Genomic DNA, 12633 nt, shown 5'->3' with positions numbered 1-12633 from the left:
CTACTTACTCCGTGGGCGAATGATCAACCGCAAGCTCTGGTTGTAATTGATGTAGTTATATAGCCAGTTCAGGAAAACGAAGAGCTTATTGCGGGTACCGAGAATGGCAAAGAGGTGTACGAATAACCACACCAGCCAGGCCATGACGCCGCCGAAGTGGAATTCCGGCTTGGGGATATCCACCACGGCGCGGCCCCTTCCGATGGTAGCCATGCTCCCTTTGTCGTGGTAGTGAAAGGGTTCCCAACTTTCTCCGCGGGCGTGGCGGTAGCGCAAGTTTTTCGCGAGGTGTTCTCCCATCTGTATGGCCACTTGCGCCACTTGGGGGTGCCCCTTGGGAAAGTCCGGCTCTTCCATATAAGCCACGTCGCCGATCGCATAGATGCCATCCATGCCCCTGACGCGGTGGAAGCGGTCGACGGCCAGGCGGTTGCCGTAGGTGATCGTGTCCGGAGGTAAGCCCGGCAGCGGCATTCCTTTAATTCCCGCGGCCCAGATGACCTTTTGGGAGGCAATGGTCCTGCCGTCGTCCAGGGAGACCAACCGGCCGTCGAAAGCCGTGACGCGACTGTTGAGGATCACCTTCACGCCCAGTTCTTCCAGGTATTTGAGTGCTTTCTCGCTGCTGTTCGCGCTCATGCCCTTGAGAATGACGTCTCCCGACTGGATCAGGTAGATGTCAAACTCCTCCTCCACGTGCAGTTCGGGATAATCCTTTGGCAATACGTGGGTCTTCATTTCCGCCAGGGAGCCGGCCAGTTCGACGCCGGTAGCCCCTCCGCCTACGATAACAACATCCACGAGTTCCTGGCGGTCGTCATAGCCAGGAGTGGTCAGCGCGTCTTCGTAGTCGTCCAGGATGGCATTCCGCAGCTGGAGGGCCTCGACCACCGACTTCATAGGCAGGGTCTGCCGCTCCAGTTCCTCGTTGCCGTAATAATTGGTATCCGCCCCGGTCGCGATGATGAGGTGATCGTAGTTACAGTGGCCCAACGGGGTCTGTAGCTGCTTAGCCACGGGATCGACGTGGGTGACTTCCGCCATTCGGATGAAGATGTTGTCCCTACCCTGGAACAACTTACGGAAGGGAAAAACGATGCTGCTCGGCTCCAATCCGGCCATGGCCACCTGGTAGAACAGCGGCTGGAACTGGTGGTAATTGTTGCGGTCGATGAGCACCACCTGGTACTCGGCCTTGACCAGTTTACGGGCCATCTGCAGCCCCCCGAACCCGCCACCGACGATGACGATGCGTTCCAGCGGACTTTCGGGGATGTTGATCTTGGTAGTAGGATCCATATGCTGGCAGTAAGCCCCCAGACGGGGAGAAGGTTCGCAGGTCGGGGGAAGCGACAGCGGGCGACCGAGTTAAGAAACGACTAAATCGATTTATTTCATTTTTGCGCTTCCGTGTTTTGTGTATATTGCTCCACCAATACACTGATCATGCAGAAGAAAATTATACCCAGTAATCGTCGGCAATTCCTGCGCACCGCCGCTGGAGCGGCTGCGGCCTTTACCATCGTTCCCCGCCACGTCCTGGGTGGAAAAGGCTTCCAGGCGCCTTCCGACACGGTCAACATCGCCGCCATCGGTGCCGGCGGAAAGGCAACCGGGACGCTGCGAAACCTGATGAGCGAAAACGTCGTGGCGCTGTGTGACGTACACGACTCGAGCGCCGCCGATACCAGAGCACGGTTCCCGGACGCTTCCTACGACCGGGATTTCCGCGTCATGCTCGAGAAATACGGGAAGGATATTGACGCCGTGGTCGTTACCACTCCCGACCATATGCACGCTACCGCCGGTCTCGCGGCCATGGAAATTGGTAAGCACGTCTACATCGAGAAACCCCTCGCACGGACCATCGCGGAGGTACGGATGCTCACCGAGATGGCCAAACGCAAACCGGAGCTCATCACCCAGATGGGCAACCAGGGCGCCAGCGGCAACGGCATCCGCCGCACCCAGGAACTCGTCGAGTCCGGGCTCATCGGCGACGTTCATACCGTGTATGCCTGGACCAACCGCCCCATCTGGCCCCAGGGCGGCAAATTGCCCCAGGGTACCGACCCCATTCCCGCTGATTTCGACTGGAACCTCTGGCTCGGTATCGCCGAGATGCGGCCCCACAACTCCGCTTACTATCCATTCGCGTGGCGGGGATACTGGGATTTCGGTACCGGAGCTCTCGGCGACATGGGTTGCCACATCCTCGACACCCCCTTCTACATTCTGGAACTGGGCTACCCCGTAAGCGCAGAGGCCAGCGTGGTACAGGTATTTAGTCAAAACTGGAATCCGGACTATACTCCCGAAACCTGCCCCCCCGCCGCCAAAATTCACGTGAAGTTCCCCCAGCGCGGCGAGCGCCCGCCCGTCGAACTTATCTGGACCGACGGCGGCATCCTACCCGGACGCCCCGAAGAACTCGGAGTCGACGAACCGATGGGCGGCAGCGATGGCGGTTTCCTGATGGTCGGCGACAAGGGTAAACTGATGGCCGACACCTACGGTCAAAATCCCCGCCTGCTGCCCACCAGCCGCATGGAGGACATCAACGTGCCCGAAACGCTGGCCCGGGTCGAGACATCCCACGAAATGGACTGGATCAACGGCATCAAGGAAGGCTACCAACCCAGCAGTCACCTCGGCAAGGCCGGCCCGCTGACGGAAACCATCCTGATGGGTAACCTCGCCGTACGGGGCTACGAATACCGCTTTCCAAAGCTCAACGGCGAGGAAGGTGAATTCGAACTGCGCGGCCGTACGCGCCTGCTTTGGGACGGTGAAAACATGCGGGTGACGAACGTGGAAGACATGAACCGCTTCGTCGGCCCCGGAGAGCTACGGAACTTTTAGTATCCGTTCCCGATCGACCATTTCCCCCGCTCCGTGTTCCCGGCATCAATCTCGGTCAGATGCTCAAGGAAGGTGGAGCGGGGAATCGATTCCGCCCCGAGACTCAATAGGTGATTCGTTTCTTGCTGGCAATCGATCAGCCGGTAACCGTGGTCGCTGAGCCGCCGAACCAGGCTTATAAAGCCGAACTTGCTAGCATTCGGCCGGGTAAAAAACATACTTTCCCCGAAAAATACTTTCCCGAGGGAAAGGCCGTATAGCCCACCAACCAAGTCGCTTCCTTCGTAGACCTCGACGCTGTGGGCTATACCAAGCTGGTGGAGCCCTACGTAGCCTTCGATGAGTTCGTCGGTGATCCAGCTCCCCCACTGCCCGGGCCGGTAGAGGCCGCGGCAGGATTCCATGACCTCGCGGAATCGCTGATCGTAGGTGACGTGGTATTTTTCCTGGTTAAAATAGGGCCGCATACTCTTGCTGACGCGGAGCTTATCGGGGTACAGCACGCAGCGCGGGTCCGGATGCCACCAAAGGATGGGTTCTCCCTCGGCGAACCAGGGAAAGAATCCTAATCGATAAGCGTTGAAGAGCCGTTCCGGACTCAGGTCACCCCCGAAGCAGGCAGGTCCGTCCCCATTCGTTCGCTGAGGGTCGGGGAATAATTCCGGAAACCGGGGGTCGAGACGGTACAGGGGCATTCATTATCCTTTGCCCTCGATCACGGCACTCAGGCCCCGATCGCAGAGCGCTTCCTTTTTGGGGCGAAGTTCGTTGAAGGCGGCGGACTTTACGGTTGCCCTACCCTTCAGGTGAATCATCAAGGCAAGCTGCTCGGATTGCTCGGCGGTGTGGCCGAGTATCTCGACGAAGCTTTGCATAACCCAATCGAAGGTATTATGGTCGTCGTTGAATACGATCAGATCGGCGGGTTCGCCGGTGCCAACGTCAATGTCTTCCTCCAAAAGGACATCCTCCTGACCAGATGCATATATACTCATAAGTTCACGCACTAAATTCGATAAAAAAACTACTGCAGATGGGCCAAAGTTTCCTGGATCGCGGAATAATCCGGTTGGTCCCCGGCGGAAGCAAGCACCTCCGTATAGCGAACGATTCCCTCCCCATCGATAATAAAAGCTGCTCGCTTGCTGACGCCCTGCATCTCCATAACGAAGCGCTCGTAGAGGACTCCGTACTGCCGACTCACTTCCTTATTGAAATCGCTGAGTAGGGCGAAATTCAGTCCCTCCGCCTCCTTAAAGCGCGCCAGGGTAAACGGGCTGTCCACACTGATAGCTACGACGGCCGCATCCAGTTTATTGTAGGCTTCGAGGGTGTCGCGCATCGTACACATCTCTTCAGTGCAAACGCCGGTGAAGGCAAGCGGGAAGAAAAGCAGGACGAGATTTTGCCCGCGGTAATCAGTCAAACTGACCGCTTGCTGGGTGTCGCTGAACAGCGTAAATAGCGGTGCTTTGTCGCCGGATTTCAAATTCATTTAGGTGGCTTTTGGTAGGTATAAATTTAAGACAAGGGGTCGGCGCTAATGTTTACCGCTCGCCGCGTTCCGGGGCAGACTCATTTGTAATCCGCCCAAGCCGGTTATTTCGGCCGGAGGCCACCCCGCCATCGACGGTAAAATTGGTTCCTTCCTCCCGTTTGCTTTTCCCCGGCGGAAAAGCGGTGCGATAAACCTCGGCGACTTGCTAATTCCGGGCCGGGCCGCGAAAGCTTGCTATTATTGCATACCCATTCGTTGACACCACCATCTTTACCACGGAGGATCGGTCGATCGAGGTAACTATTTCGCCCCAAAGGCTTCGCACCTACCAGTAGCGAAGCGATTAAACCCTACTGTCATGAACTACCTGGAACTACGGGAAGCCATGGACCACGATAGCAACGACCTGAAGCAATTCGCGAAAGTGCTCGAGCGGGAACTATCCACCGCGATCGATCAATTGGCTACCGCGCTTTCCCGGGAGGATGCGCAGCAGGTAGCGGACCTAAAGCACAAACTAAAGACCAGCCTCCACTTGGTGGACGCAACTTCCATCCGCGACGAACTAACCGCTATAACGGAAGATTTGCGCCACCGTCGGCCGATTTCCCCGTCGCGCAAATCCAGGCTATTGGAGATGATGCGCCAATTGGTCCAGGCGCTGAGCCGCGAGAAATGGTAAATTAAATATCCTTGCCCCGCATGGCGGCTGCTACGTTCCGATCCAGGGCCTCGTGTGCCAGCGGAGCGGTAAATTCATTCAGTGCCTCCAGCCTCCGGTTAATCTCGTCCTTGTCGCTACCATCGATACTTTTCGCCAGTGCTTCGACGTAGGTGGTAATGTCGGTAACCTGCTGTTCGGTGAGCCAGCTTTCGTTCTGTCGCAGGAACTTCCGGGCGCTCAGCAAGACGTTGTTCGCCTCCGTTTTGGCTTCTACCAATCCCCGGGTCACCATATCGGCTTCGGCGTTCTGCAGGCTATCCAGCAGCATCATGGCCATTTCTTCCTCCGATATCCCGTACTGCGATTTGATCGTCACGCTCTGCTCGGTACCGCTACGGTTCTCGATCGCCTTAACCCGTAGAATACCGTCTGCGTCGAGGTAGAACTGAATTTCGATCTGGGGGATGCCGGCGGGCATCGGGGGGATGTTTTCCAGTACGAACTCGCCAAGTTTCCGGTTATCGGCTACCATGTCGCGTTCTCCTTGGTACACGGCCACCTTCAGTTTTACCTGGCCGTCCACGCTGGTGGTATACTTCCGGCCCACCTTGGTCGGCACTTTGGCGTTGCGGGGAATGATCGGGTCCATCAATCCACCGACGGTTTCAATGCCGAGGCTCAGCGGCGTGATGTCTAGCAGCAGGACGTCTTTTTGGTTACCGGCCAGCACGTCGGCCTGGATCGCGGCACCGAGAGCCACGACCTGATCCGGGTCCAGGCTGTCGTTTACTTCCCGCTGGAAGAAGCTGGCTACTTCTTGCCGGACAAGGGGTACGCGGGTGCTCCCCCCCACCATGATAACGTGGTCGATCGCTTCCTTTTCCAGCTTCGCATCCTTCAGGGCGCGGGCGCAGGAGCTAAGGGTACGTTCAACGAGTGGTGCCCACTGGTTTTCCGCTTCGGTGCGCGTCAGTTCCAGTTGACGCCCCCCATAATCGGCGGTGAAATGCGTTTCCCGCCCGAGGTGCTTTTTGGCGCGTTCCGCGAGCAGCCTGAGTTCTCCGCGTTGCGCTGCGGTATGCAGTTCCAGATTGTACCTATCGCGCCACAGATCCACGATGGCCTGATCGAAATCGTCACCTCCGAGGTAGGTATCCCCGTTGGTGGAGAGCACCTCGAAAATCCCTTGTTCGATACGCAGGATGGACACGTCGAAGGTGCCGCCGCCGAGATCGTAGACCGCAATCGTGCGGCCCTCGTCTTCCTCCGTCAGGCCGATGCCGTAGGCGAGACTGCTAGCGGTCGGTTCGTTGACGATTCGCAATACGTCCAGTCCGGCGAGTTTCCCGGCATCGCGGGTTGCCTGGCGCTGGGCATCGTTGAAGTAGGCCGGCACGGTGATGACCGCCCGGCTGACCTGCGTACCCAATTCCGCTTCGATCCGGCTTTTGAGGGCCTTCAGGATCTGGGCGGAAAGCTCGATCGGGCTGTAGTAGCGATCGTTCCCTTCTGTATCGGGCACGGCGACTTTGACCAGTCGATCCTCGTCTTCGTCGATAATCCGGTACCCGAAGCGATGCTTTACCCCAGCCAGGTCGCGGTAGGATTTGCCGAGCAGGCGCTTGACGCTGTAGATGGTCCTTTCGGGTTCCGCGAGTAACTGCTCCCGCGCCCCGTCGCCCACCAGCGTTGTCCCGTCCGGTTTAAAGTGAACGATACTCGGCACCAGCACGCTCTTTCCGTCCGGTCCGGACACGGCTTCCGCCTTGCCGTTCCGCACGATGGCTACTAGACTGTTGGTCGTGCCCAAGTCGATGCCGACAATGGTCTCGCCCCTGGTTTTTACGACGTCGTCTTCCTTTACTTTTCCTGCTTGGAGGTCAATACTATACTTTGCCATAGTGGGTATACACCGAAGCGGCGGGGCTGGTTTGGCGCTTCGGTGGACGATGTGACTCACCCCCCGGTCGAAAAAAGTGCGTAATGCGGTGGCATCCGATTTATTTCGGTGCAAACGCCCACTACCCTATGCTCACCTCCGTCCGGACCGCTTTCGCGGAAGCCTTCCAGAACCTACGCAACAATTTCTTCCAGACCTTCCTCTCCGTGCTCGGCATCATCATCGGCGTGGCGGCGCTGGTAGCCATGCTGGCGATCATTGACGGACTGGAAAAGTTGGCCCGCGAAGGCATTGCCGCCAACTCAAGTATGGAATCGGTGCTGGTCCGCGCCAGAACGAGTCGGCGGATAGACGGCGTAGTGGTTCCGATGCGGGAAACCGCCGACTTACGCCGGGACCTCATCGATAGTATGCTCCTCGCTATGCCCTACCCGGCGGCCGGACAAAGTTACCTGGCGGGGGCGACAATGGTGCAACGGCTCGACACCTCCGAAGCCCTGGCGGTGCGGTATACGGCGGCGTCCCTCCCCTTCGCCGAAGAGGCACCCACACCCACCTACGGCCGCCAACTCGAAGCAGCGGACGATCGGCCGTCGGGGGGGTCGGTGGTCATCAACCATGTGCTCGCCCGCCGGCTCGTTACCGGAAGCGATTCCTTGTCCGCGGCACTCGGACAATCAATCGGCATCCTCGGCGGCGAAGTCGAGGTGGTGGGCATTTACCCCGCGGAGGCGGGCGACGAGCGGATGGAGGCCATCCTACCCCTCCGCGTGGTGGAAAATTTACCGGAGCAGCAGACTTCCCCGTTGCTCGCCATCGTGAATTTCGACCGCGTGGAAGACATCGCGCCCGGTCGCGATTTCATGCTGGAGTGGCTCGGTGAACGCTTTGCCCACATCGAGGACCCGGTGGAAGCGGTGGCCAATCTGGACCTGGTGAAACAACTGGAACTTGGCTTTACGGTATTCCGGCTCGTCATGAGCTTCCTGATCGGGATCGCCGTGGTGGTTGGCGGCGTGGGGGTCATGAACGTGTTACTCATGTCGATCACGGAGCGGACCCCGGAGATCGGCATCCGGAAAGCGGTGGGGGCTGATCCCCGCCGTATCCTCGCCCAGTTCCTGTCGGAAAGCGTCGCCATCTCCACGTTGGGTAGCCTGATCGGACTGGCGGTCGGTTCCCTGGCTGCGGTTGCCATTGCCGCCGTCATTTCCCTGTGGTTGGAAACCGACTTTGAGGCGGTGTTCAGGTTGCGTACCCTGGCGATTGTGTTCGGGGTGGCGGTGGTCACCGGCATCGTTTTCGGCACTTACCCCGCCCGCCGGGCGGCCCGCCTGGATCCGGTAGCGGCGATTCATCGGAGCTGATGGTGTGGCTACCGGAACGTTCCGGTAGCGAGCGAACCCCGGCTAGAGTGGGTGCACCGGAAAGCTTGTGCCCCATTCCGCGAACATCCGATTGCTCCGCCGGATTGAACAGCAGCGCGTACCTTTCGCCGTTCACCATCCTGTGTATATTGTCGTTAAAACCCGCAATATGTTAGTAACCATTAATCCAGACAATCCCCAGCCTCGCCTCATCAAGCAAATGATCGACATTCTCGAGGAGGGCGGCGTGATCATCTACCCCACCGACACCGTCTACGGTATTGGCTGTGACATCACCAACAAGAATGCGGTGGAGCGCGTGGCGCAAATTCGCGGTATCGACCCGAACAAGGCCATGTTCAGCTTTATCTGTCAGGATATCAGCCAGGTTACCGAGTACTCCGCCACGATCAACAACGACATCTTCCGGGTGATGAAACATAACCTTCCCGGCCCCTTCACCTTTATTCTGAAATCCAATAACCGGACTCCAAAGGTGTTGAAAAACCGCAAGGAAACCATCGGCGTCCGCATCATCGATAACAATATTGTTGACGCCCTGGTACGCGGCCTCGGTCGGCCCATCCTCACCGCCAGCGTCAAACACATCGACGACGTAGTGGAATACTACACGGATCCCCGCGACATTCACGAAGTGTACGGAAAGCGAGTGGACGCGGTGATCGACGGGGGCATCGGCGGCAACGAGGCCAGCACGATCATCGACTGTACCGGCGAGGAAGCACTGCTGGAGCGTGCCGGCGCGGGCGTACTGAAGTAGGCCGTATGGCGGCCCGGTGGGGCGTTTATCCGCAGCGGCGCCAAACTTAACGGGCTTCGGTATCCCCCTACGGCTGAGCGACCGGGAGCGTTCAGACGTCCTCCCGGTCCCAGTCGATTTGGGCAATGTAAATCAGGGTAAACCCAATCAGCACCATCAGCAGACGGATCGCGAAGGACACCCCGACGCCGAGATCGTAGATCCAGGCCAGGAAGAAAATGTCGACGCCGACGTAGTTCAGCACCAGGGACACCAGCCCGAGGAAGAGGAGCAAAAATCCGATGACCGTAAGCGTGGTGGAGTGTCTGAGCATAGCCGCAACTTTGCAACAAAACTCCCGCGCACCGGTAGGTGTTGTCGGATCCAGGGGGAAATATCCCTTAACAAGCCGTTCTACGTGCCAGAAATCAAGATAATAGAATGCCCACGCGACGCCATGCAAGGCCGCCACGCGTTCATCCCTACGGAGGTGAAAACGGCGTATTTGCAGCGGTTGCTACACTGTGGATTCGACACCCTTGATTTCGGAAGCTTCGTATCGCCCAAGGCCATCCCTCAGATGCGCGATACGGCGGAGGTCGTTCGGGGCCTCGATCTGCAGGACACCGATACGAAACTGCTCGCCATCGTGGCCAACCGTCGGGGCGCCGTGGCCGCCCTGGAACACGAGCAGATCGATTACCTCGGCTACCCCTTTAGCGTCAGCGAAACGTTTCAGTTGCGTAATACGAACGCCACCCTATCCGATAGCGTCGAGCGGGTTAAACAGATTCAGGAGCTTACCCGCGCCCGGGGGAAGGAACTGGTGATTTACCTGAGTATGGCTTTCGGCAATCCCTACGGTGACCCCTGGAACGTAGACGTCGTCGAATTGTGGCTGGAACGCCTCGCCCGACTCGATATCTCCATTTTCCAGCTTTCGGATACGATCGGGGTGGGCTCGCCGGCCAGCATCTCCTACCTGTTTTCCAACCTGATTCCCCGGTATCCCGCCCTGGAAATCGGTGCTCACCTGCACACCACTCCGACATCCTGGCGGGAAAAAGTAGTTGCCGCGGCCGAAGCGGGTTGTAAACGGTACGACGGGGCTATTCGCGGGTTTGGCGGCTGCCCGATGGCCCGGGACGAGCTTACCGGCAATATGCCCACGGAGCATCTCGTTGAATACTTCGGAAACCGCCCTACCGGCGTGAATGCCAATGACTTTGCGGAAGCCATGCAGGCCAGCCTGGCCGTTTTTACGTAAATTGACGGAGGATGCGCGACAAATCGTCCGACTGAACCCACCGAAATACGGCCACCGCGCATTTACTTTACGTCAGACAACCCCCTTTATGCGCCTTTTACTTCTCGGTCTTTATATAGTTCTTGCCGCCTCGGCTACTGCTCAGACGGGATACACGAAGGTGAACGGGTCCTACTATCCGTATACGCTGGATGACTGTGGGGACACCATCATTATTGCGCAGCTGGGAGATGTCTCCGTCAGTTCGCCCGAATTTTTCGAGTCCGACGAGGAATACAAATTGTACCGCCGCTACCGCATCTACGCCCAGCGCGTTTACCCCTACGCCGTCGATGCCATTCGGATCTTCCGGGAAACGGAGTACATGACCCAGAACATGAACAACCGCGACCGCCGCCGCTACATCAAACGGCTGCAGAAAGAACTGGAGGAAAAATTCGAAGAGCCGCTGAAGAGCATGTCGAAAACGCAGGGCAAAGTGCTGATATCCATGATCGAACGGGAAACCGGCGAGCCTATCTACGATTTGATCAAGGATCTGCGCGGCGGGCTCACAGCCCGCTATTGGGCCACGCTCGCGGGCTTCTATGGCCACAAACTCAAGCAGAAATACGAGATCGGCGACGACCGCATTCTGGATGCCGTGCTGGACGATTTCGACGTTAGCTACCAGCTGCCGGAGCAGCAAGTCCGCCGCTAATTTCCCGGTCCCATCAGTAGGCCCCCGCCAGCACGCGGCGGCGAACCTGGTCGACCTGTGACCGCAGGCGGTTGAAGAACCACTCCCGGTATTTATTGGCTTCCGGCCCCAGCGAACCGGACACAGCCGCCATCCGGTCGAACCATTCGCGGGTTACGCGACAGGTCTGCGCGTCCTCGGTCTGCAAAAAGTTGGGAGTGATGAAGGTAACGAACAGCGTACTGCGGTGCTTCGACTCCACGATAATCGCGTTGTCGTTGTTGGCCAGTTCGTTATGTACCGGCCGAAAGGGGGCGCTATTTTCCGTAGGCTGTCCGCCGGGGCGATACTTTTTGCCGACCCGCGCCATCCCGTGAAGGTGATTGATCATATGCTCCGTATCGTCGAGCAACAATAACGCCCCTTCCGGGTCTTCGAAACGCCCCGCCACGTGGAGGTATTCGATCTGGTCCAGCGTAGTATTCAACAGGCCGAGCGACCAGAGTTCCACCCCGGGAATGTCCAGCGAAGCTAAGCCCATCTCGAAGGCCAGGTCCAGGAGTTGTGGGTCGATCAGGGCGTTGGAAAAGGCCATTTCCCGCCACCCCGGAAAATCCCAGCAGGTATTACCGTATACGTAGAGCTTTAGCGTTAACAGCCGGGGATATAGCATCTCGTAGAAGATCGGAATACCCGGATTGGCGATATAGAGGCGGGGGTCGGTCAATTGCCGCACCTGCTCGAAGTGGGTTGCCAGCTGCGCGAAGTAGTCTTCCGGGCGGCGGATGGTTCCTTCCGACCGATTGTATTTAAAGGGAATGTGCTGTTGGCCATCGGGAAGCGGCTGTTCGAAGCTACGGGCGAGGGTCGCCAGTTCGTTGGCCGTCAGCTGGCTGTCTCCCCTTACCCGCCGGTAGATGGCGTCGCGGCTCAGGTGCAGTTCCTCGGCCACCGCCTCGATCATGGCCTGCTTACTCGAAAAGCGCTTTTTCAGGTTCGAAAAGTACCTGCTCTGAAAATCGGATGGTGGCATGGTGGTGGATTACTCTTCCAGGATGGTAATTTCCTCAATCAAAAACTCCAGGGGCTCATTTGCCGGCACCAGCGTATCTCCGTCGGGAGCCACCAGCCCTTCCGTCCCGTAGGCCAGGCTACTCGGTGTCAGAATACGTAAGCGGGCTCCCGGCCGTACCCGCGGCAGGGCGAGGTTCCAGGCGGGAATGAGGTCGCCGATACGGAACCGAAGCGGTTCGCCCCGTCGCCGGCTGCCGTCGAATTGGGTCCCGTCTAAAAACCAGCCGGTGTAGTGAGCCGAAACGATATCGCCGGAAGCGAGCGGATTGTAGTTCCCCGAGTCGAGCACCTCGTAGAAATAGCCTTCCGGGGCCACGTAGACGTCGTAATGCCGGTCGATGGCGCGGTTGATGATGGCGTTCCGCTGTCGGCCGGCGAGATCCTCGGTCGGACTCAGTTCCGTAATCAAACGCTCCTCGATGGCTGACCGCTCGGCCGGCGCCCGATCGGAGTCGTCATCCGGAGGTGTGGATGGCCCACAGGAAGACAACCATAGGATGAGAAAACACAGAAAAACCGGCATGGTACAAATGTGCAAAAAAGGAATGGGTCCGACCTAACC

At 58.3% G+C, this 12633-nt stretch carries 14 protein-coding genes; 6 read left to right on the top strand and 8 right to left on the bottom strand.

Going from position 1 to position 12633, the window contains the following annotated elements:
• Positions 1-1299, bottom strand: a complete 1299-nt coding sequence (locus CLV84_RS07850; RefSeq protein ID WP_104419164.1) for an NAD(P)/FAD-dependent oxidoreductase — start codon at positions 1297-1299, stop codon at positions 1-3.
• Between the two features lie 147 nt (positions 1300-1446).
• Between CLV84_RS07850 and CLV84_RS07845 the strand changes: the two genes are divergently transcribed.
• Entirely contained in the window at positions 1447-2862 is a 1416-nt protein-coding gene (locus CLV84_RS07845; RefSeq protein WP_104419163.1) for a Gfo/Idh/MocA family protein, read from the top strand.
• On the opposite strand, the gene aat is transcribed toward CLV84_RS07845, so the two are convergent.
• From aat to CLV84_RS07830, 3 genes are read right to left on the bottom strand one after another with little or no spacing between them, the layout of a single operon-like run.
• Positions 2859-3557, bottom strand: coding sequence for a leucyl/phenylalanyl-tRNA--protein transferase (aat, locus tag CLV84_RS07840; protein WP_104419162.1), 699 nt, complete (start codon positions 3555-3557; stop codon positions 2859-2861). The two genes, CLV84_RS07845 and aat, sit on opposite strands and share 4 nt — an antisense overlap.
• A gap of 3 nt (positions 3558-3560) precedes the next feature.
• Entirely contained in the window at positions 3561-3857 is a 297-nt protein-coding gene (locus tag CLV84_RS07835) for an ATP-dependent Clp protease adaptor ClpS (protein ID WP_104419161.1), read from the bottom strand.
• A 29-nt stretch (positions 3858-3886) separates the two neighbouring features.
• On the bottom strand, positions 3887-4357 hold the full coding sequence (locus CLV84_RS07830; protein ID WP_104419160.1) for a redoxin domain-containing protein: 471 nt from the start codon (positions 4355-4357) through the stop codon (positions 3887-3889).
• A gap of 361 nt (positions 4358-4718) precedes the next feature.
• Here CLV84_RS07830 and CLV84_RS07825 point away from each other — a divergent pair, with 361 nt between their 5' ends.
• On the top strand, positions 4719-5042 hold the full coding sequence (locus CLV84_RS07825; protein ID WP_104419159.1) for an Hpt domain-containing protein: 324 nt from the start codon (positions 4719-4721) through the stop codon (positions 5040-5042).
• 1 nt (position 5043) lies between these two features.
• On the opposite strand, the gene hscA is transcribed toward CLV84_RS07825, so the two are convergent.
• Complete coding sequence (gene hscA, locus CLV84_RS07820; RefSeq protein WP_104419158.1) at positions 5044-6924, bottom strand: Fe-S protein assembly chaperone HscA; 1881 nt, start codon at positions 6922-6924, stop codon at positions 5044-5046.
• Positions 6925-7052: 128 nt separating this feature from the next.
• Between hscA and CLV84_RS07815 the strand changes: the two genes are divergently transcribed.
• Together CLV84_RS07815 and CLV84_RS07810 are read left to right on the top strand one after the other, a co-directional pair.
• Positions 7053-8291 carry an ABC transporter permease gene (locus tag CLV84_RS07815; protein ID WP_170067612.1) on the top strand — a complete coding sequence of 413 codons (1239 nt, stop codon included), beginning with the start codon at positions 7053-7055 and terminating at the stop codon, positions 8289-8291.
• Positions 8292-8460: 169 nt separating this feature from the next.
• Positions 8461-9072, top strand: a complete 612-nt coding sequence (locus CLV84_RS07810) for an L-threonylcarbamoyladenylate synthase (protein WP_104419156.1) — start codon at positions 8461-8463, stop codon at positions 9070-9072.
• Positions 9073-9163: 91 nt separating this feature from the next.
• On the opposite strand, the gene CLV84_RS07805 is transcribed toward CLV84_RS07810, so the two are convergent.
• Positions 9164-9385: a hypothetical protein gene (locus CLV84_RS07805; RefSeq protein ID WP_104419155.1), complete on the bottom strand. Its 222-nt coding sequence runs from the start codon at positions 9383-9385 to the stop codon at positions 9164-9166.
• A gap of 123 nt (positions 9386-9508) precedes the next feature.
• Between CLV84_RS07805 and CLV84_RS07800 the strand changes: the two genes are divergently transcribed.
• Both CLV84_RS07800 and CLV84_RS07795 read left to right on the top strand, forming a co-directional pair.
• Complete coding sequence (locus CLV84_RS07800; protein WP_104419154.1) at positions 9509-10318, top strand: beta/alpha barrel domain-containing protein; 810 nt, start codon at positions 9509-9511, stop codon at positions 10316-10318.
• An 88-nt stretch (positions 10319-10406) separates the two neighbouring features.
• The gene (locus CLV84_RS07795; RefSeq protein WP_104419153.1) at positions 10407-11018 is read left to right on the top strand and encodes a DUF4294 domain-containing protein; all 612 of its coding nucleotides are present in this window, start codon (positions 10407-10409) and stop codon (positions 11016-11018) included.
• A gap of 13 nt (positions 11019-11031) precedes the next feature.
• On the opposite strand, the gene CLV84_RS07790 is transcribed toward CLV84_RS07795, so the two are convergent.
• Both CLV84_RS07790 and CLV84_RS07785 read right to left on the bottom strand, forming a co-directional pair.
• Positions 11032-12030 (bottom strand): hypothetical protein, encoded by a 999-nt coding sequence (locus tag CLV84_RS07790; protein ID WP_104419152.1) that lies wholly within the window; start codon positions 12028-12030, stop codon positions 11032-11034.
• Positions 12031-12039: 9 nt separating this feature from the next.
• Complete coding sequence (locus CLV84_RS07785) at positions 12040-12594, bottom strand: FKBP-type peptidyl-prolyl cis-trans isomerase (RefSeq protein WP_104419151.1); 555 nt, start codon at positions 12592-12594, stop codon at positions 12040-12042.
• Positions 12595-12633: the final 39 nt, after the last annotated feature.

Source organism: Neolewinella xylanilytica, assembly GCF_002934605.1.
GTDB classification, from domain to species: domain Bacteria; phylum Bacteroidota; class Bacteroidia; order Chitinophagales; family Saprospiraceae; genus Neolewinella; species Neolewinella xylanilytica.
Note: the sequence above shows the minus strand (reverse complement) of the source record. Positions and strands in the feature narration are given on the sequence as shown.